Origin of the sequence: Flammeovirga sp. EKP202 (assembly GCF_014534745.1) — a bacterium.
Classification (GTDB): Bacteria; Bacteroidota; Bacteroidia; order Cytophagales; family Flammeovirgaceae; genus Flammeovirga.
On the sequence record NZ_JACVVP010000032.1, the window covers coordinates 11,376 to 33,517 of the forward strand.

The 22,142-nt window shown below is 34.6% G+C and carries 13 protein-coding genes; 4 read left to right on the plus strand and 9 right to left on the minus strand.

The window, feature by feature from the left end; translation table 11 throughout:
- Positions 1–117: 117 nt before the first annotated feature.
- On the plus strand, positions 118–2,688 hold the full coding sequence (locus IC221_RS18510; protein ID WP_188170391.1) for a hypothetical protein: 2,571 nt from the start codon (positions 118–120) through the stop codon (positions 2,686–2,688).
- A gap of 2 nt (positions 2,689–2,690) precedes the next feature.
- Positions 2,691–4,391: a hypothetical protein gene (locus IC221_RS18515; RefSeq protein ID WP_188170392.1), complete on the plus strand. Its 1,701-nt coding sequence runs from the start codon at positions 2,691–2,693 to the stop codon at positions 4,389–4,391.
- 447 nt (positions 4,392–4,838) lie between these two features.
- Here IC221_RS18515 and IC221_RS18520 read toward each other — a convergent pair whose 3' ends face one another.
- From IC221_RS18520 to IC221_RS18535, 4 genes are all read right to left on the minus strand, one after another.
- A complete protein-coding gene (locus tag IC221_RS18520; protein WP_188170393.1) occupies positions 4,839–5,027 on the minus strand; it encodes a glycoside hydrolase family 97 N-terminal domain-containing protein in 189 nt (62 codons plus the stop codon).
- A 440-nt stretch (positions 5,028–5,467) separates the two neighbouring features.
- Positions 5,468–5,959, minus strand: a complete 492-nt coding sequence (locus tag IC221_RS18525) for an Lrp/AsnC ligand binding domain-containing protein (protein WP_062615428.1) — start codon at positions 5,957–5,959, stop codon at positions 5,468–5,470.
- A 358-nt stretch (positions 5,960–6,317) separates the two neighbouring features.
- Positions 6,318–7,166 carry a hypothetical protein gene (locus IC221_RS18530; RefSeq protein WP_188170394.1) on the minus strand — a complete coding sequence of 283 codons (849 nt, stop codon included), beginning with the start codon at positions 7,164–7,166 and terminating at the stop codon, positions 6,318–6,320.
- A gap of 189 nt (positions 7,167–7,355) precedes the next feature.
- Positions 7,356–7,847: a GNAT family N-acetyltransferase gene (locus IC221_RS18535; RefSeq protein WP_188170395.1), complete on the minus strand. Its 492-nt coding sequence runs from the start codon at positions 7,845–7,847 to the stop codon at positions 7,356–7,358.
- A gap of 142 nt (positions 7,848–7,989) precedes the next feature.
- Between IC221_RS18535 and IC221_RS18540 the strand changes: the two genes are divergently transcribed.
- A complete protein-coding gene (locus IC221_RS18540) occupies positions 7,990–11,898 on the plus strand; it encodes a chemotaxis protein CheB (RefSeq protein WP_188170396.1) in 3,909 nt (1,302 codons plus the stop codon).
- Positions 11,898–12,335 (plus strand): BLUF domain-containing protein, encoded by a 438-nt coding sequence (locus tag IC221_RS18545; protein WP_188170397.1) that lies wholly within the window; start codon positions 11,898–11,900, stop codon positions 12,333–12,335. Before IC221_RS18540 ends, IC221_RS18545 begins: the two co-directional genes overlap by 1 nt.
- A gap of 44 nt (positions 12,336–12,379) precedes the next feature.
- On the opposite strand, the gene IC221_RS18550 is transcribed toward IC221_RS18545, so the two are convergent.
- The 5 genes from IC221_RS18550 to IC221_RS18570 form a co-directional block, all read right to left on the minus strand.
- Positions 12,380–12,769 carry a response regulator gene (locus IC221_RS18550; protein ID WP_188170398.1) on the minus strand — a complete coding sequence of 130 codons (390 nt, stop codon included), beginning with the start codon at positions 12,767–12,769 and terminating at the stop codon, positions 12,380–12,382.
- Positions 12,770–13,029: 260 nt separating this feature from the next.
- A complete protein-coding gene (locus IC221_RS18555; RefSeq protein ID WP_188170399.1) occupies positions 13,030–15,444 on the minus strand; it encodes a SusF/SusE family outer membrane protein in 2,415 nt (804 codons plus the stop codon).
- Between the two features lie 27 nt (positions 15,445–15,471).
- Positions 15,472–17,175 (minus strand): RagB/SusD family nutrient uptake outer membrane protein, encoded by a 1,704-nt coding sequence (locus IC221_RS18560; RefSeq protein ID WP_188170400.1) that lies wholly within the window; start codon positions 17,173–17,175, stop codon positions 15,472–15,474.
- Between the two features lie 17 nt (positions 17,176–17,192).
- Positions 17,193–20,219: a TonB-dependent receptor gene (locus IC221_RS18565; RefSeq protein WP_188170401.1), complete on the minus strand. Its 3,027-nt coding sequence runs from the start codon at positions 20,217–20,219 to the stop codon at positions 17,193–17,195.
- An 803-nt stretch (positions 20,220–21,022) separates the two neighbouring features.
- Positions 21,023–22,102, minus strand: coding sequence for a SusE domain-containing protein (locus IC221_RS18570; protein ID WP_052444290.1), 1,080 nt, complete (start codon positions 22,100–22,102; stop codon positions 21,023–21,025).
- Positions 22,103–22,142 lie beyond the last annotated feature (40 nt).

Sequence of the window (22,142 nt, forward strand, 5' to 3'; positions counted from 1 at the left end):
AATAGAACACAAACTTATCGAACACAGAGTAAACAAACTAAAAAAAATCACTTTTATTAATGCGTAACATTGACTATTTTTCAAGAATAAATAAATATTACAATTACACATTTTAAAATGAAAATTAAAGAATTAGATGAAATTTTTGACGATTATGAAAGTTATAAAGCATTAGGAGAAGATAGTTATATAATTGGTGCTCAGCACCCTCAGAATTTTAAGCAGCATAAAAAATTTATTATTCCTTTATTTTATTTCGATGGTGAAGATTGGTTTAAGTTAGATATTAACAAATTAGGTGAATCCATATTTTTGGCGAGTGCGCCTTATACATTAACAACGGATTTTAAGTTAGAGGAATTAATAAAAGTTAAAGGTGTTAGACCCAATAAACAGCTCACAGATGATGATGAGCATAATAAGGAACATTCTTTAACGAAACATATAACACACGCTGATCGCTTAAGTGCACTTTCAGAAGATCAATTATTAGAAATTTTCCCTGGTGAAATAGACTTTGAATTACACCTGTTTCATCCAGATAAACATTATTATGACATCATCAACGAGGTGTATGTCGCTCAAGAACGTAAGTTTTTCGTAGAATCTAAAGATGGATTAATTTACGGTCCTTTTGTAGGTGTTAAAACGAGTACTGAAGCCAAAGCAATCCGCTTATCAGCTACAGGTGTTCGTAAAAGTGTAGAAGCTTACAACCTACCATCAGAAGCTTTTCTGGAATTCAATATGCCGGAAGAAGGGCTAAAACGTAAGTTAGTCCGAAGCACGCATGATATTGAATACTATATTGAAGATACCGTTGACTTTATCAGCCGACAAGATTTATTCAAATGGGCTGAAGAGCAATTGAATAAAAAGCAATCGTTAGAAGTAGCCGATAAAGTTTGGAAGGCAATCTCAAAAGATAATGCCATTCACTCTTTTCAGGAGCGTTATCAACGTTTGGAGAAGCTTTTCCAAAAACCGCAGGAGAACCTGCAGTATCTTCAGCAATTCGTTACTTCTTTAGCTGAGAATGACTTTTTCAAAGCTAGTCTTGACTCACTTCAAAATGAGAAGCTGGAATTAGACAATTCCGTTGCTCAGCAGAAAAGAGAACGTGACCTTGTCAGAAAAGAGACAGGACGTTTGCAGGAAGAAATGCAAGATCTTGAAGAAGGCATTAATAATTTGAAAGCCAATGAGCAGAAAATTAGAGAGAGTCTTCAGAAGGAAAGAGAGTTTGCCATCAACAAAGAAATTGAAGAAGGCTTATCCAAATTGGAAAAAGTACGCGAAGAACTTTCCGATCGTGCTGAAGCGATTGAATTGGCCCACAATTTCGACAACCTTGCTCGTATCAATGAAGAAATTGATAATGCCAAGGAGATCAAACATAATTTAGAAATCTCAATTTCAGCCTTAAAAGAAGAGTTTGTAAAAGCTCAAGAAGATGCCGATACAGCGCTGAAGAATTTATTGAAAACCAAAATGCAATTGGACGTTTTCAGTAATGGTTCTGCCAATTCAAAGAAGAACACTCCAGCGATTGAAGTATTGGACATCAAGGACTATAGAATTGAGAAACCAACTGCGATTACGACACTAAAGGAGTTATCGCAAAAGCTTCATAAGCGATTGGGACGTTTGGGGAGAAGTTATCCGGATCACTTCATTGCTAACTTACTGATCTCCATGCATCAAAACTCTTTAACGTTGCTTTGGGGCCCTCCAGGTTCTGGTAAAACGTCATTGGGTCGATACATGATCCAATCACTTACAAAAGCAGATCGTTACTCAGAGATTTCTGTCGCTAGAGGTTGGTCTTCACAAAAAGATATCATTGGTTTTGCTAATCCACTTTCAAAACGTTTTCAGAGAGCAAATACCGATTTGTATGACCTCTTAAAGCAATTGGACGGTGAATTCAATAATTCTACTTACTTACAATCTCCAATGTCTTATTGTCTATTGGATGAAGCGAATCTTAGCCCTATTGAACATTATTGGGCTTCATTCTATTCGCTTACGGATTCTAAAGCACAATTAGACAAGGGATTAAAGATTTCATTAGGTAATAATGAATCGATTGAGTACGCCAACAATTTACGTTTCTTAGGCACACTTAACCTAGATTCTACAACGGAGCAAATCTCTCCACGATTATTGGACCGTTGTCATATCATTAGATTGGATCTTCCAAGAAGTAATATGCCTTTGATCGGGTCTGAAATTATAATGCCTGAACCTTTTGAAATTCCATTTGACAACATTCGTTCATTGTTTGAGTTAAAAGATTTCAAACAAGAATTAGCTCCTGATCAATTAGAATTTATTGATACAGAACTTGAAGAACGTTTCGAGCAAATTGCTTCAGAATTAAGAAATTTAGGTATTCAGATTAGTTTACGTACTCGAAAAGCAGTCATTGAATACTGTAATTTGGCTCACTCTGCTATGAATGAGCAATTCAGGCCATTGGATTATTGCTTAGCTCAAAGAGTATTCACAAGAATTAATCTTCAAGGTGCTGAATCTAGAGAAGGTATTAAAGCTTTATTAGAAATTGTAAAGAGCTTTGCTTTAAAAGATTCACACGCTGAATGGACCTTACAGAAAATGTTGGAAAGAGGCGGTAAAGAAGGCTTCAACCATCACTTCTACAATTATTTCTCAATAGATGGATAAATATGGAGTTCAAAATTTTTCATATTCGAAAAGATAGTGCTCCACCTTACAATACAGAAAGAGAAGAGGTGCTCCCAATCGACGGTTTCCACGTCGTTTTAGAGCATCATTTCTATGAACTAGAATTTCATTATTTTGAACTTCCTGTCAGTACGGATGTTTTTATTGATGAAATTGAGGTCGATAAATCCCTTATTACTCACGACGAGCAAATCGGCATCGTCAAAGTAGGGTTAGGGCAACATTTCTCCAACCAATTAGGACATGCTACAGTAAAGATAGATCAAGATTCTTTTCAAGTTCGAGTAGATGCTTCTAAATTGAGTAGTGAGGATGCAGAAGGCATGATTACTTACCTTTACCGTAAGAATAAATCATTGATCCTCCAACTTTTCACAAAAGAAGAAGTAGGTGGAGAAAAGAACAATTCCACTATTAGTATGACTAGGCTTTCTCCTTTGGAGAAGTTTATCAACGAGATGGAAAACATTCTGCCAGCCTTAGCACATAGCCCAAGATACAGTACTATTCAAGACCGTGAAATCCAAGATTTTGCCACCGCTAATATTGATGAGCAAAGTATTGATTGGCTGTTAGAACATCTTGATGAATTGTATTTTGATGATTCACTAAAAGATCATCCTGACGCCATTGAGATTGATGGGCAATACACTGTTATAGACAGAATTGATGCTCCAGTAATTAAAATGGAGTATGCAACTTATGAAAATGAGTGCATTCTAGGAGGTTTCTATTGGGCGCGAAAACTTGTCGATGACCTTATTAGTCATATTGAAAGAATCAATGGGCAAAAAAGCCTTATTCAGAGTGAGGGAAGCGGATACGCCACTTTTGAATCGGCTCAAGTGATCATTAATGCTCAGGCTATTGAAGACGCACAAGACATTAGAACGAGGTTGTACAGATTGGAAAGGAAATACATGCAACTTTTCCCCAATACGACACCTAATGTTCACCCTCCCCTTTTGACCAAGCGTTTTAGTTCAGTGAATGTCTATTCCAATATCTTCTTGAATTTACTTCAGGTTTACAACCTTAAGTTAGATACTCAAAACGATACGGGAGCCGTTAAAACTTCCTTTCTGGATCAAATTTACGAGTTGTATACTTATTATCAGTTATATGATGCGTTGTTGGAATGCTTCAAGGACTTTAATTATAAATTGGAAATAAGCGACACTGAGGAAGGCGAATTTATCCCTAAGCGTGTTTCCATACAGCCAATTAATGGTAAATGGCAAATGAACCTACTCTATCAACCACAAATTGGTAGAGAACCAGGAGATACACACTTAGTATTGCATGGGAAACCACATCGAGACAGTTTCTACTATACGCCTGACTTTGTATTGGAATACTGCGATCCTCACCTATCATTACGATATGGTATTTTGGATGCCAAATACAAAATGGCTAAAACAGTACTGGAACAAGATCTTAAGGAATCCTCTTTCAAATATTATACTTGCGTAAGGGTAATTGGAGAAAAAAGGGACCATCAGAAACCAGACTTCTTATGGCTAATTTGTCCTAATGCATGCTATGGTCGTCCTGTATGGACCATGAATTATGATGATAATTTCTTACCGATTATCGGTATAGTGATGAATAATGCAGAGAGCAATGATCCAATCAAGCAAAGTATCAAAAAGATGATGCGAGAGTGGAATGTAGGAATTTAATTTCGAAACAATTGTTCTTTAAACATAATTAAGGGTTAGACTACCATTTTAGTCTAACCCTTAATTATTTCATACTTTGTTAAGTAAGTAGTGCTTTTCGTCAATTCTCAATCACTCTTTCTACAAGCATTTACAGGATCTACTTTCAAATTTCCTTCTTCCTCATTTTGTCCTAAAAATCACAAATAGGCGATAGCCTGATTTAGAGTGTAGTGATTTCTATTAGATCGATGAGGTATTCATCAACTGCTTTTCAAAACCTTTTACATCAGGTGGAATTTTTGCTTTGATAAGTGTAAATCTATTTTTTTTAGACCTAGTATATTAGCAACTCTATCAGTCTCTGAACTGACTAAATGTATCAGTTGAGTCCTATCTGTTTCTTTCAATACATTGTGTTCATTCTAGTTTAATACCATTGTGAATTCCAGCAAATATTCAACATTATCACCAACAATAATTGTTCTCCAAAGTGAAATTAAATACCCTGTAACGGAATGATATTCCATCATTAAATAATCTAAACTCTAACACCAACTTATCTTTATTCTTTGTCAGTGCATTCCATTGTGAAGCATAATAGTTATTCACTACTTCTTTTTGGTTTTCCCAAATCATTTCCCATTTCTCATTCATTGAGTGATAGAGACTTGTTTGATTTGCTCAAACTAGCTCAAATCAAATTGCTAAAGTGTTAAACTCTATGAAGGGGATCTCACCGAATGTTTCAACCTCTTTCAAAGACTTTTTATTACGTATCAAAGGTAAGATTGAAGATCATTCAAAAATGATAACCTTTACGTGGTCAGTTTAGTTTGAGTAAACAAGTTCACAGAGATGTCTCTTTAAAGATGGATGTAATACCATAGTTTGATAAAATAAGGAATGCATCAATTGGGTTTTACTTCGTGTTCGGAAAAAAAGGTAAGGCTGATTCGTCTATTTTATGGATGTGTATATACAAAAAGAAAAAAAGGCACAAAAAATAAGAGTTAAAATAAAACACGGTAAATGAATTCCGCCTTTTATTTTAACTCTTTATTTTTTTCCAATTAGGTCTAATTCAAAAAAGATCGTTATACGATTTCTTCAGTCATATCAGACTCATCAAACGCTAATGGTCTGTTGAACTTTTCTTCTAGAGAGATGAAAGTTTCTGTTCTTGTAATCCCGTTGATGCTTTGAATTTTATCATGCAACACCTGACGAAGATGATTTGTATCGCGACAAGCGATTCTAACAAAAATACTCCAATCTCCAGTAGTATAGTGTAAGTTTAAGATTTCTGGAATCTTAGCCAAATCCTCACACACTTGTTCGTATAAACTACTCTTTTCTAAATATATGCCTAGGAAGGACGTGATATCATACCCTAATTTTGAAAAATCAAGGTCCAAAGTTGATCCTTTGACGATACCCATCTTCTCCATTTTTTTCATTCTCACGTGCACCGTACCACCCGAAACGAAGATTCTTTCTGCTATTTCAGTATAAGGAGTCTTCGCATCTTTCAGCAATTCGGACAGAATTTTAATATCCACGTGGTCAATCTCAGGTATTTTTTCCATTAGTTCTGCCATTTTATTAAATCCACTTCATTAATAACCCAAATTTATTACAATTATTGAAAATATGGATTAATAACTTTAAAAAGATTTCAAATTTTTGAAATATACACTAAATTTGTAGTTCAAATACAGAAAAGCTACGTCGAATTAGATGAAAATTCTAATACAGACAGCAGAGGTGTAAATCCTCATAGCTTTAAGCATGTGTTTATTTTATGTGTTGTTTATTGGTTAAGGTTAAAGGTATGTGGATTTTCCGCATACCTTTTTCATTTTAATCCAACAGCACAAAAAAAGTGTACCTCTTTCGAAATACACTTTTCAGGTAAAGTACAAACACCTTACTTTACCTTTCCCTTCATTTCAGATCTACTGTAGCGGGAATGATTTTTCTTTTGATCAACCAACTTTTCAATTCGCCTTCAAAAGGTTCTCCATAAGTACCCTGAACGTACTTATCAACTTCTTCTAAAATAGCATCATCTTTACCTTTGATGTCCAAAACTTTAATTAAAGTCTGAACTTCTCTATAAAGCATTTTCTCATTTAGGAAACATACTTTAAAAGAGGCTATTTTTTCTGACTTCTTTGAAATTACATTAGTAATATAGATTTCAACAGCTGAACCATGTTCAGGAACATCATATTGATCTATTGGATATAAGGCTGCCTTGTTCAATAACAATTCTCCATCATAAATCTTTAAGACTTTATTGATCGCTTGATTGTTGATCTCATAACGATAAATATAAGTCGATCCACCTTTTTTCTTGAAGACTTCCTTATCCAAATGAAGGGTATACTCATCTCCAAAAATTACTCTTTGGTTTTCTCCAAAATAACCGCCTATATCTTTGATATCTTCATTAGGTACTTCTGCTAATCTTCTACTACTCATATTTAAATCAGCAGCAACAGGCATAATCACCTGCGTTAATAAGGCTTCAAATTCACCATGACGGTTATCTTTGGCCTTTGAGCCATCTAAAAGCATTCTCCCCTTTTCCTTACTAATAACAATAGCTTTTGCTGTAGACTCAAAAAAGACAAGTTCTGTATCAGAATGGATCACATCTCCCACCATAAGGTTTCTTTGTGATTTAATATCTTTTATTGTTCCGTTAATATGTAAAACGTAATAATCTTGAGCGAAACTGAGCGAAGTTGAAAGACCAAAACTGATCAGTAATAATAATAAGGTTTTCATAAATTTGTTCATTATCTAAAGCACTTACAAAGATAGAGTTATATCAGAAGGTTTTATTTTACCAACGTGACAAAACATGACAATCTTGCGTTAAAAATGAAAAACATTGTTAATAGACAGATACGGCATTAAACGATAATTGTTCGGTTCTTACCCTTTCAAATTTAAATTTTGTCTAAAAACAGTCATTTACAGGCTTTTCAACAGTATATAATCATCCATTACGTAGCCTTTTCCAATATCAGCAACGACCTCATCTATTTGTACGAAGCCCATTTTCTTATAGGCTTCAATAGAATTCGTATTATACTTATTTACAGTTAAACGTATTCCCTTTTTCTCATTGTTCTTGGCTTCAATCGTAACAAAGTCCAAACCTGCTTTTCCTATTTTATTACCCCTAAACTTTGCGAGTACGTAAATCTTACTCAGAAAAAGGTGTTCCTCTTCAAACTTAAATCCTAAATACCCTGCGGGCTCCTCATTAAAGTAGAATAAATAGTAGTTTAGGCCTTCTTGTATTTGTTGATTCATAGCAGCAACAGATTGGAACTTTTCTAACATATAATCTACTTGTTCTTGTCCAATTATTGCTACATAATGTTCATTCCATATCTCAATTGAAAGTTTTTCAACAATTTCAATACTTTCTGCCGTTTGTACTTTTTTTATGGTCAGCATATTACTTACTTTAATAAAAATTAGATTATTATTTATTTAATATTACAAATTTGGTTTAACGCAACTTAGATTAAACAAATATAAATTAGGATATGCAATCCTACTCAATTAATTTGTAAACGAATAAAAAACCGATAAAAAAATGACTCTTACTGATAAAACAAATTATGTCGTTGGAATTGGCGCTTCAGCAGGAGGACTAGAGGCTATCAAAAGCCTTTTTGAAAACTATCACTCTGATTTAGGAATTGCATTTGTGATTGTACAACATTTGTCTCAATCACATAAAAGTTTAATGCCTGAACTACTGCAAAAAATTACACACTTACCGGTTATTGAAGTAAACTCGACACATTCTATTGAGCCGAATCATATTTACATCATCAATAACCACTCTACCTTAACTATAAAAAAGAAAATGCTTATCAATCAAGAAAGAAATGATAAGCAATTGACTTTCCCTATAAATACATTATTCAGTAGTCTTGCCGAAGAATATAAGAAGAAGGCTGTGGGTGTTATTTTGTCTGGAACAGGTAGCGATGGCACCGAAGGTTTAAAGGCCATAAAAGAGCATGGAGGGATCACTTTTGTACAACACCCCAACTCTGCGAAGTTCAATGGTATGCCTTTCTCTGCGATAAAGTCAGCTAAAATCGACTTTATTATCAGTGCTGAAGAAATTGCTGACTCACTTTCTAACATCATTAATGGGGATGGTGAAATCAACCTTAGCTATTATCATAAAATTGAAAATATTTTAGATTTAATAGGTCAACAAGAGAATATTGATTATTCCGCATATAAGCCACAGACCCTTTATAGAAGAGTCTTAAAAATGATGGAATATCAAAATATTACTTCTATTAATGAATATTACAGCCTTCTTGAAAACTCCCCTTTTGAGTGTAGAAAGCTTGCTCAAAGTTTTTTAATTGGAGTTACAAGTTTCTTTAGAGACGGGGATGAATGGGTTTATCTAGAAAAAAATATTGTCCCAAAAATCATCCAAAAAGATGTCACACGCATATGGTCCATTGGTTGCAGCCTTGGTCATGAAGCGTATTCTATAGCCATGATGGTTTTAGAAAGTGTAAAGGATTCAGACCAACTCAAAGAAATTAAAATATTTGCTACTGATTTGAATGCTCAGTCCATTCAAAAAGCTTCTGAGGGAATATATAATACTGAAGATGTAAAAAGTATCCCTAAACTGTATGTTTCTAAATATTTTGATAAAATAGGCAGTTATTATCACGTAAAGGAATCGTTGAGAAATATCATCACCTTTGTACAGCATGATATTCTTTCTACTCCCCCTTTCCTCAATATCGATTTAGTGATTTGTAGAAACTTATTGATTTATCTTAAACCAAAAGTACAGCAACAAATACTCAATACTATCAAATTCTCACTCAATAAAAATGGTTTTCTATTTTTAGGGCCATCAGAAAAGAATTTTTCCGATAAATATTTAGTAGAAGAAAATGCCAAACATAAATTCTTTAAATTAACTGAGAAATTCAGGGGTTTTGAGATTGACAAATCGAGCAATATTAAAGCAAAAAAAATAAAAGTACCAAAACAAAATAGAGTGCAAGTAGTAAACAAAGATTCTTTTGAATATGAAAATATTGAAAAGCAATTAATTGAATATTATTGTCAGCCTATCATTGTTATTAATGACAAAGAACAATTAGTTTTTTCTTCTGATGAAGTTGGTAAATACCTCAAGTTTCCTAAAAATGAACTTGTTTTAAAGGAAGTTTTTGATTTTGATGTTTACATTGACATTGTTCGAACAATAAATAAGGCTAAGGAGGATGGAAAGAATAGAAAAATTTCCAACCTTAAATTACAGTCTCAAACTAAAATCAGTACCGACATCATCATCAGAAGATTAAAGACTGAAACAAATGATGACTTATTTATACTAGAGTTTTTTGATGGTAAAGAACACGATAACGAAAGTGTTATTGAACAAGATAGTACGATCAAAAACCTTAAGAGTGAAATAAAACACCTCCATCAAGAATTAAAGATTGCCCATAGAAGGATAGAGAGAATCAATGAAGATTATCAAGTCAATAATGAAGAGTTGATGTCTTCTAATGAAGAGCTTCAATCCAGTAATGAGGAATTACAATCTGTCAACGAGGAACTATATACTGTCAATCAAGAATATAAGGACAAACTAGATGAAATTTCAGTACTGAATGATGATTTCATCAACCTTTTCCAATCTGCAGGGATAGCGAGTTTATATCTTGATAAAGATTTTAGTATTAGAAGAATTGCTCCAAATACTTCTGAGTTTTTTGGAATTGAGAAAGAAGATATTGGTCGTAATATCATGCAGTTCAATACTTTCTTCGAAATTGAGGGGGGGCTACTTGCTACGATTGAAAAAGCCGTACTTGAAAATAAGATTCAAGAACACGAGGTCAAAACAAAAGAAGATCGAACTTATTTACTTCGAGTATCTCCTTCTGGTGATAGAAAGAGCAATACTGACGGTATTATCCTTTCATTTATTCCTATCAGTTCACTAAAACCGATTAAATTATTAAAGCACAAAAATCACTTATTAAAAGACCAACTAAACCATTATATTCAATATTTCAAATTGTTGAATATTGAAACTTGGAATTGGGTTGCTGATACAAATACTTTCAATTTTTCAGAAAATATCAAACAACTGTTCAAATTTGATCATTATGACTCTTTCTTATGGAGAAATATTGAATCACAATTACAACCTGAAAATAGCAAGCTGTTTTCTGAAAAAATCAATAAATGTCTGAATAGTGGACACCCTTTTGATATTGTTTTACACATCAATGATAGTTTCTACAACTTCATTTGCCTTGCTGAGAAAAATGCAAATGGAAAAACCGTAGGGATGTACGGAAGCATTGAAAATATCACCAATAAATACAACAGAGAAAAGTCATTAGAAGACATTACCTCTACCTACCAAGGTTTATCTGAACTCAATCAGTTTGGCACTATCAAAGTGATACAAGATGAGCCAAACCATATTAAGGTCAATGATACTTTATTGAATTGGCTCGGGTTAGATTCTCTTAAAAATACGATTAAAATAGAAGATTTCATCTCATTTATTCACCCTGATGATCATACTACTTTTAAAAGTATCTTTGAAAATGTAGAGAAGAAATTTGATATTACTATTAGAGTGGAGAGGAATGATGGTCAGATTATTTATCTTAATGTCACTGGCCTCAACAAAAATGCTAAAAATGGAAATATTAAAGTGCTTGCCATTGTATTTGACAATACTTACAACAAGTCGATAGAATCTCAGTGGGAAGAGACGGTAGAGTTGGCTGAAAAAACAGCACAGACACTTGCTGTTCAAAATGAACAACTTGAGAGTTACACCTACATTGCCTCACACAATATACGATCTCCTTTATCCAATTTATTGGCTCTAATGGAACTCTATCAGAACGAGGAAAAGCAGGAAGCCAAAGAAAACTATCTGACGCTGTTTGAAAAAGCATTGGTACAGTTAGAAAATACGGTCAACAACCTGACTGACGCCATTAAAGTACAACAAAAAACAAAGCTTGAACGTCAGAAAATAGGCGTGAAAGATGAGTTAATGAAAGTATTGGATATTCTATCGGGACAAATCAATAAATATGGTGTTGTGATAAGTCTTGATGTCGAAAAAGATTTGACAATCAATTATCATGAGGAGTATTTGAAAAGTATTTTTCTTAACTTACTAAGTAATTCTATCAAATACCGAGCTCCGAAGAGGTTGCCAAAAATTGAAGTGGAAGCCTATCAAGAGAAAAAATTCATCTACATTAAGATAAAAGATAATGGCAGAGGAATTGATCTTAAAAAGTATGGTCACCGAATTTTTGGAATGAATCAAACCTTTCATCATAATGAAGATGCTAGAGGGTTAGGTCTGTTTTTGACAAAAACGCAGATAGAAGCAACTGGAGGAAATATTCAAGTTTCCTCAGAAGTAAATCAAGGGACCACGTTTTCAATTAACATTCCAAAAGAATAATGATATCATCATACATTTACTCTAGTCAAACCAATGACGAAATAGAAACAGAATCTTTAAGGGATATACAAACTATTGCGAAAAGGGAAAATCTAGCACATAGTATAACGGGGTATCTAACCTATAAGAAAGAAACATTTATACAATATATTGAAGGTCCTGAAAAGGAGATTGAACAGCTAATCAAAAACCTTCACAATGATAAAAGACACACCATATTAAAATCAATACACTTCCCTCCAAAAACGGAAAGAGTGTTTAAGGATTGGAGCATGAGATACATTGAGTATGGTGAACTCATTGAAATTGGATTTCATGAGTTGCTAGAAACGGTTTTCTTCACCGTTGATAATAAGATTTTTGAAGAAGATAGGGTGATTGAAAAACTAAATCAGATGTTAGAAAAGATAGCCACTACTCAAAAAAATATTAAATAAAAAAGAGCGGTAATTAATCATTTTGTATTAATTACCGCTCTTTTTTATACCGAAATATTAATGCCTAAGCATTCTCTCACTTTTGATTTAGAGAGTGGTTTTTCGATATATTTCTGTATGTAAGGATGTTTTTCAGCTCTCTCTTTGTCTTTTGGATGCAGACTTGAGCTTAAAACATAAATTTCAAAATAATCCAAGAGTTTTCTCTCGCTCATTTCATCCACAACTTGCCACCCGTCTAAGCCAGGCATATTCAAGTCTAAAAACATCACATTTTCTTTTGATAGATCAATGGTATCAATGGATTGTAAAAAGGCATCACCGCTCTTGAAATAAAACTTATCGATATTGGCAGTTTCTGGCAAGGAGTCTATTATTATTTTAGAGATGTCAATTACTAACTGATCATCATCTATAAATATAAGCTGCTTCATGTGTAGTAAAAGTATAGAATAGATAAAGTGTAATAGCGTATTAATAATTTAACAGATTTACCATTGATATTCAATAAATTACAATGCTATTAAATACTCTTTATAACATTATGCACTTTAAATGTAAAAAATACTTGAAATAATTAAAAAAAGAGAGAGTATTAAAAAGAACAACAACAACAACTACCTTATAATGTAAAAAGCCACCTCCGAACATTAAATGTCCAGAGGTGGCTTTTAAGTAATTACTTATTTTTCAATTAGAAAACATTTGGTGTAATTGTATATGTGAATTGCTTAGCACTCTCATCGTAAGTCATTACGATAGTGTAGTTACCAGCAGCTACAGAAATATCACTTCCGTTATTTTCAAGAGTACTTCCGTCACTAGAACCCATATTGTAATCCCAGCTACCATTTGCTCTGAATTTGAAAGCACCTTCTGTAAGATCGCCTGACCAAGTCCATGTTTTAGCAGCAGCATCGAAAGTCATTGCTGTTTCACCGTTCCATCCATTAGGAGTAGCACTACCAATAACTCCCCATACTAATGGTGTTAATGAATAAGTAAGTGCCTCAGGGTTAAACTCTACTGCATAATGGTTAGCAGTTACAGGGATATCACCACCTGTTGCAGAAACTTTACCTTCTGACTCAAAACCGTAGTTTGTACCAGTCCAATCATTTTTAGATGAGATTTTGAAAGCTCCATCTGCAAACCAAAGTGTATTTTTATACGTCTTAGTTGCTGCATCTGCTAAGTTCACAACATCATGCTCGTTGTGGCTCCAACCATTCAAGTGTCCAGCTAACCAGTATTTCGCTTGAGCAGCTTCATATGGAGTAACTGTGATGGCAATAGGTGCAGAAACTAAATCTGGCTCATTTGCTCTGTGTGAAATCACTTGAACATCAACACCGTAAGCTACACCAATTTCAGCACCGTCAAGTCCTAAGATTGCACCATTCAAAATGCTTGCTGCAACATCAACAGTCGTTGCTGTTCCAGTAGCTAATACTGCCGTTCCACCAGAAGATTTCACTTGTAAAGTGTAAGAATCTACATCTTCTTTACCATACATAGAAGCAGTCCATGTAAATGTAGTAGCAGCACTTTCATCACTTTCAAGTACGATATCTGTTCTGTTAGCTGGAGCAGTTACTAAAGCTGGAACAAAGTGTTCTAATTCATAAGAACCTGCACCCAAATCTACATGTACTTTATATGTTCCTGAAACAGGAGCTCTGAAAGTATATAAACCGTCTTCTTCTACAAAACCTTCTAAGTAAGGATTGTTAGGGTCTGTTGTTTCTGTTACTTCAGGAGAACCATAAGTATTTGTAGCTACTAATTTGTTTTCAATTGTATCTACAACCGCTTTTTGTAATCTGAATGCATCAGAAATGTTTTGGTAACCAGTGAAAATGTTAGAACCTTCAGCAGTTTCTACTAAATTATCAGAAGGATTTAATCTCCAACCATTGTGGTCACCAACGATGAATAATGCATTTTCTTCTGGAATTTCAATTGGAGGTCCTTGGAATTCAAGAATTTTGAATTTTAATGTATTTACATTCACTTCCAAAGTGTATAAACCAGTTCCATTGTAGTTATCTACGTGGTGGTTACCTGCACCTGGATCAGTATCTAAATCAAAGTTAGCACCGTCAACAGAACCGTAGTTTGTACCATCCCAGTTTGGTTGGTTTGTGAATTTAAACTCAGCTGTTAACCAAATTTTACCAGTGTAAACACCATCATTGTTTTCTGATACAAGATTCACTTTAGTCATTGAAGTTGGATCTTCTGGATCTGCATCTTCAATATCATGTGACCAACCGTTGTGTGAACCTGGAACCCATAAGATAGGTTGCGCTTTAGCGTACTCGAATTTACCGTAATCAGGACCCGCATTTAAGTCTGCTGAAGTACTGTATTTACCTGTTTCAGCAACAGTAAAAGCTACATCACTACCTGCTACTAATTTTGTTGGATCAGTTTCGCTATCTACACCGTAAAGGATTAAGTTTTCTGGCAACTCGTCTTCTTTGTCAGAAGATACAAACTTGTATTCTACACCTGTTTCTAATTCAAAAGTACCAGCATACTTGTGATCAGCATTAGATGAGATCATGTATAAGTTACTGTCTTCTACTTTGAATTCAGGACCTTTTACCAAGAATAATTTTTGGTTAGAAGGATAGGGCTTTACGCTTGTTGTTAAAACATTAGAAATTGTAGTAGCAACAGTACCGCTGTTAGATTGGTTTGCGATTTTTGAAATTACTCTGATTGTAACATCATTGAATGATGCTGTATCAGCATTTAGTTCACCTAAAGCCTTGTTGATTGTTTTAGATAACGTAGTATCTGTCAACACTTTAACATCTGATGTTAAATCAGCAAAGTTATCACCTAATCCAATTTGTAATTGATATACAAGTGAAGCTGAAACACCCATGTTTGCTTCTGTCCAAACAAAAGATGCAAACAATTCTTCATCGTCTTCTTTTTCAGCAGTCTCTTTTGTTAGCGTATACTGATCTTTCAAATCTGTAGATGAAAGAACTGAAGGAGTAGTAGTATTTTTGTCAAATACTACATCCTCTTTCTCTTTACAAGAATTAAACATTACTACTGTAAAGAGAATTAATATATAATTTAAATATCTCATTATTTTCTACTTTTGATAGCCTTCCAATTAGTATAAAGGATTTTGAGTTAAATTAGGGTTTGCACCTAACTCTGCGTTTGGAATTGGGTAGTAACGATATTTCTCTTCGATTACTTCTTTACCATATCCGTCAGTATTCTCATTGTAAGTACCACCTTTCCAAGGCCAGTTTAAACCTTGTGAGTATTTACCAAATCTGATAAGGTCTTGACGTCTATGTCCTTCCCAATATAATTCTCTCGCTCTTTCATCTAATAAGAATCCTTCTGGATCACTTGTAGCTTTTGCTGTATACTCTGCTCTTAAAGCTGAAGATACACCTGCTCTGTCCCAGATTTGCTCGATAAGACTCATATCAATTGAACCTGATTGTCTGTAACCAATTTCCGCTCTCATTAAGATCGCATCTGCATATCTGAAGAATGGGAAGTTAGTATCTACAAACGTTAAGTTTGGATCTTTACCAGGGCTACCAAAACGGTTAATGTTCTTGAATTTCACAACTGCAAAACCATCAGTAAAATCTGATAATTTAGGGTTTGTTTCATCTTTCTTACCGATTACGTTATCGTCCTCATCTTTAAGATTGTGACCACTGAAGAACATATCTGTAGGAACAGCACTACCAGTAGTAGTTGCACCTCTTGGGTCAGCCATTACTCCTGCTGTGTTCTTGAAGTAAGAGATTAAAGAAGAAGTAGATCTGTGTCCACCCCATCCTGAATCAACTCCATATTCAGTTGAAATCATATCACCACCTACGGCACCGTGTACTAAGAAAGTTGTACCACCCCAAGTTTGAGTAGATAAACCGTCAAATGACACTGCAAAGATGATTTCTCTTGATAAGTAGTTATCTGACAAGAAGTTGTTTGCATATGATTGCTCCAATGAATAAATACCATTGATTGCGTCTAATGCTTGATTTGCTTTTGTCAAGTACTCGTCATAACCTGCTTCAGTATTTCTGTAGATCTTAGCGTTGATGTATAACTTCGTCAACATCATGTAAGCAGCACCTTTATCTACTTGGCCAATAAGACCTCTACCAGCATCTTTGAAGATTGCATTGTCAAGTGCTACTAATTCAAGAAGTTCACTCTCAATGTAATCAAAAATTTCAGTTCCTTGGAAACCGCCTTCTGGAGCAGTTGGAGGAGTTGAACCTACTGGGCTATTTTCGTCAATCATTGGAATACCATTTCCGAAGAAATCCAATGCGTGCCAGTAGCTAAGTGCTCTTAGTAAACGAGCCTCTGCAATCATACCCTCTAAATCTGCTTTGTCTTCACCTTCATAAGTTGCTACGTCACGAATGAATTGGTTACAAAGTGCAATTTGATAGAAAACTCTATCGTACATGATTTTTACGATTGGGTTGTCTGCAGTCCAAGTGTTTTGGCTCATTTGAGGCTGACCTGGGTCACCCCATCCATTTAGTGCTTCATCAGTTGGTAACTCTTGAAGTTCCCAGTACTTTCTGATGTATTGTGAAGCACCTTCATCAAGTCCTTGTAAATCGGCATCACCAGATGGACCTCTTTGTCCTGAAAGTGATAAACCTCCATATAATTTAGCTAGACCCAATTGATAATCGCTTACGCTTTGGTAAACTCTATCTCTTGTTGCTGAATCTGGATCTATAGGTACAGTATCTAGGTCATTTACACATGATGATAACATCACTGCCGCAACTAGTACTCCTTTATATAATAAGTTTTTAATTTTCATTGTTTCGAAGGTTTATTTTAGAATCCAAGGTTTACTCCAAGTAAGAAAGTTCTAGGACGAGGATAGATGTTGTTATCAATACCTCCAGAAATTTCTGGATCTAAACCACTGTATTTCGTGATTACAAATGCGTTGTTTACAGTACCGTAAACTCTTGCATTGATTTTACCACCTTTAATGTTGTTAAAGTTGTATCCTACCATGATGTTGTCTAATCTGAAGAATGAAGCATCTTCGATGTAGTAATCAGATTGGAATTGGTAATCTTGGAAGTAAGTGTTAAGGATGTCTGTTGTAAGGTTTCTATTGAAACCAGAAACCGTCATGTTGTTCAAACTTTGGTTTGAGTTGACGTTATTGTAAACTTGGTGTCCACCTGCATAACGACCACTGAAGCTAAAGTCCCAGTTTTTATAAGTGATTCTTGAGTTAATACCGATGTAGTAATCAGGGTTTGGATCACCTGCGATATACTTATCGTTAGCATCGATGTTACCGTCACCATTTCTATCTACATAAGCACCTTCGATTGGTCTTCCAGTCTCATCATAAATTTGTTGGTAAGTATAGAAAGCATTAGGTCTTTCGCCAACTTGGTGAATTTGGATTGTTTGACCAGTACCACCAGTGATATCACCTACATCTACACCTTTGTAGTTTGGATCTTCAACTGCTGTTAACTTCGTAATCTTAGTATCATTAGTAGTGAAGTTGAAACCTAGATCCCAGAAGAAATCACGTTTTTGAATCACTTTGTAGTTTAATGTTAATTCAAGACCTTGGTTCTCTAAGCTACCTACGTTTGTAAGTAATCTGTTTGTTAAGTTAGAACCTGCAGCTACTGGAATTGTGTTTAATAGATCGTTAGTAATTCTCTTATAAACATCAATTGTACCTGTTAAACGATCATCCATGAAACCGAAGTCTACACCAGCATTGTAAGTAGTAGTTTCCTCCCACTTCAAGTTTTGGTCATAACCTTGAGGTCTGATTGTGTAGTAAGAAATCGGGCCAATGTTTGGATCGTAGTATACGTGTTGTGCTTTTTCGTCACCGTAAGTGTATACAGGAAGGTAAGGATAATCTAATGGGTTATCAGATGAACCTAAGTTTTGCTGACCTGTGATACCCCAACCTAAACGAAGTTTTAAGTTAGAAACTTTGCTAGAGTTAGCCATGAAGTTTTCTTTGTTGATTTGCCAAGCTAATGCTGCAGCTGGGAAAAGACCCCATCTTGAATCAGGTGCAAATCTTGAAGTACCGTCATTTCTAACTGTTACAGTTGCAATATATTTGTCTTTGAAAGTATAGTTTAAACGACCAAAGAAAGATACTAAGTAATTTTCAGTTAAAACGTCACTGTAAGTAGCGTTTGGATAAACCTCTGGAGAATCACCTCTTGCGTTAGTTGCCCAATCGTATTTAGCACTCCAGAAATGTTGCCATGAATAACCTGCCATTACATCTAATTTTGAATCGATGCCTGCTAAGTCTTTCACATATTGTAAGTAGAAATCAATTAATTCGTTCTTTTTCTCTTGCTCAAAAGTACTTGATCTACCACCTGCTTCAGGATCATTTACGTTGTATTCCCATGCAGCAGTAGTAGGAACATTTACTCCACCACTCGCTTTAGAGTAATCATAACCAACGTTTAAGTTCGCTTTTAATTCCGGTAAGAAGTGGAATTTGTAATCTAATTGTGCATTACCAATAAAACGGTTAATGTTTGATCTATCATCTTTTTGATCAAGTAATGCAAGCGGGTTACTTGGTGCAATAGAGATTGGGTTACCAGCTCCATCAACCCAAGTGAAATAACCACCAAACTTTTGGTAAGTATCATCATTTGATCTTGTAACTTGAGTAGGGTCCATGCTTAATGAAGAACCAATTGCTCCTACGTCTGCAAAACGGTTTTTAACGTTCATGTATTTTGCAGAAACATTTACTGATAAGTGATCATCGAAGAACTTCGGCGTTAAGTTTAACGCTACAGTAGTTCTTTCCATATTTGATGTCTTTAAGATACCATTTGAGTTATTGTAACCTACTGAAGCTCTGTAAGGAAGAAAATCTGCAACAGCACCAGAAACAGCCATATTGTGCTCCGTAGAAACTGCAGTTCTCATTAACTCATCTTGCCAGTTTGTATTTTGATCACCAGCGATTGATAAACCGTTAGTGTTACCAGTTTCTTGCATTAAGTTTCTAAATTGAGTAGCATCTAAAGCCTCAATTCTTCCTGTTTCAGTACCAAAAGATACATTACCTGAGTAATCAAATTTAACGCCGCCTTGACTACCTTTTTTAGTAGTAATAAGGATTACACCGTTGGATGCTCTTGAACCGTAGATTGCAGTTGCAGATGCATCTTTTAATACTGTAAATGTCTCAATATCATTTGGGTTTACAGTGTTAAGCGGGTTTCTCATACCTGAGATATCGTTGTTATCGATTGGCACACCATCGATTACGATTAGTGGATCATTTGATGCTGAAAGAGATGAACCACCTCTAATTCTAATTGTTGCTTTCGCACCAGGAGCACCACCACCAGCAGTAATGTTTACACCTGCTACTTTACCTGTTAATAGGTCTTGAGGTGAGTTGATTGCACCTTGGTTAAAGTCAGAAGCAGAAATAGCTTGAACTGAACCAGTTGCGTCTTCTTTTTTCACGCTACCGTAACCAATTACCACTACTTCTTCTAATTGTTCTGCATCAACTTCCATTGATACATCAATCACTGCTTGTGCACCAATAACGATATCTTTAGTTAAATAACCGATATAACTAAACGATAGCGTTTCATCAGTTGCAGAAACATTTAGGACATATTGTCCGTCGAAATTAGTTGTTGTTCCTTGGGTAGTACCTTTAATAATAACAGCTACACCAGGCAAAGGAGTTCCATTTTCATCTACTACAGTACCTTTGATAGATTTTTCTTGTGCGTAAGTCAGATTACTCCCTAGAATAAAGAGCATACACAAGAGTGTACAAACAAAATGCTTGCTTGCAAAACGTAATTTTACATTCATAACTAAAAAGTTAAATTAGATTACTTTTTTATCATTAAAAAAAATGCGTATGACGAGCAGGGGTCGAAATTGAAGAATTCAACCGAGCTCAAAAAAATCAGGTCAGACTTGTTATGTTTATAGTAATAAGCTAAACAATTTTCATTTTCATTTTTTCATTTTCATATACTTTTAATTTACAAGTGCAATATAAACACTTTACGTATTAAAGTTTAATTAATTTTTTATAAAAAAAACTTAAAATTTAACACCAAAAAAACCAAAAAAAGACCTAAATATTGATATTTAAAGTAAATTACCTTGTTATTTGTTAAAATATGTGAAGCAAACGGTTTCTGAAATTGTTAAATTTAAGTTAAAATTGATGTTATTTTTTAACATTTAAATAGATTTTATCTAATAAAAACTAATTTTTAACAGTCTTTTTTTAGCTACTAAATCAACATGATTTACCGAAATCGGTTGCTGAAACACTTATTATTAAAAATCATTCGAAGAGTAGCATGAAAAGATGAAGTTGAATGATAAAACCGAATACTGTTCACTCAAAAAGTCTTCTTCGGGTAGTAATCGTAAATAAAAAAAGGGATCAATATGAATATTTCACTTTAATCCCATTTTCATTGAAGAAATGAAAATCTCAAATCAGACAATAGGTAGCAAAACAGATGTACTAACCTATAAATAAGAAAGTTGCGATCTTTAGACTTCGAAAGAGGAGAATAATTTAATAAGGTCATATTTGAAACAAAAAAGCACATACTACTTCTAGTATGTGCTTTTTGGCTGCTGAATACTTCAACTTACTGTTTTTCCATTGTGTAAGTATAAGTTCCTTTTTCAGTGTTCAACAATAAAGTAATTTTATATCTACCTGCTGAAACTGGAATATCTGGAGCGTTGCTGTCTGAAAGTTCACCATCCTTGTCACCTGCACCTAAGTTAATATCCCAAGTGTGGTTTGCTCTAAACTTCATATGACCATCTTTAAGATCTACGATGATTGACCATGATGCTGTCGCTGGATCAAGCGTCATCTTTGTTTCATCATCCCATCCTAAAGGTGTAGCATCACCGATAATACCCCACTCGATTGGAACTAGTTCATAAGTGAGTTCATCAATATTTACTTTCACATCATATAAGTTAGGGTCACCTACAGGAATATCTCCGCCTGTATCTGATAAAGTACCTTCTTCATCACCAAGACCATAGTTAGTGGCACCCCATCCTTTTTCAGTAGAAATCTTAAAGTTACCTCCGATAACTTGTCCTTCTTCTTCAGCTGACATCCATAATCTATTATTATAGTTACCTTGATTTTCTTCATCATGGCTGATTACGTCGGCATCGTTGTGTCCCCATCCATTGAAATTACCCGCTAACCAAAGCGTTGGTTGGTACCCTAAATAAGGAAACAGATCAAAAGAAGTGAAAGATGATGATAATTTAGGACTATCTTCTCCTCCTTCACCAATATAAGATTCAACTCTTAAAGAAACTCTTACTTCCTCTACTTTAGCGGGGTCAGTAACACCCGTAATTAAGTTGATAGTTTTGCTCACTTCTTTTTCTAATAAGGTGCTTGATGTTGAACTAGCTGTCGCAACAGTTAGAATCTCCTCATTTTCAAAACCTTCAACAGAAGCAATCAAGTTGTACTTGTACTCTGTATTTTTACCATAGTCCGCACTCGACCACTCAAGCGTTGTAAATTCTTCATTCTGCGTCTCTGCAGTAAATTCATACAATTTGTCTTCAGGAGCATTTGTGATTTCGGGTCCTACCCAAGTGTCATCTTCTCCAATTTGAGTAAGATCTTTATCATTGTTACAAGAGAACAAACTTGCTGTTAGAACTGCTAATGCTAAAATTCTTTTCATAACTATATATTTTTAAGGAACATTATTTTTTATAATGTAT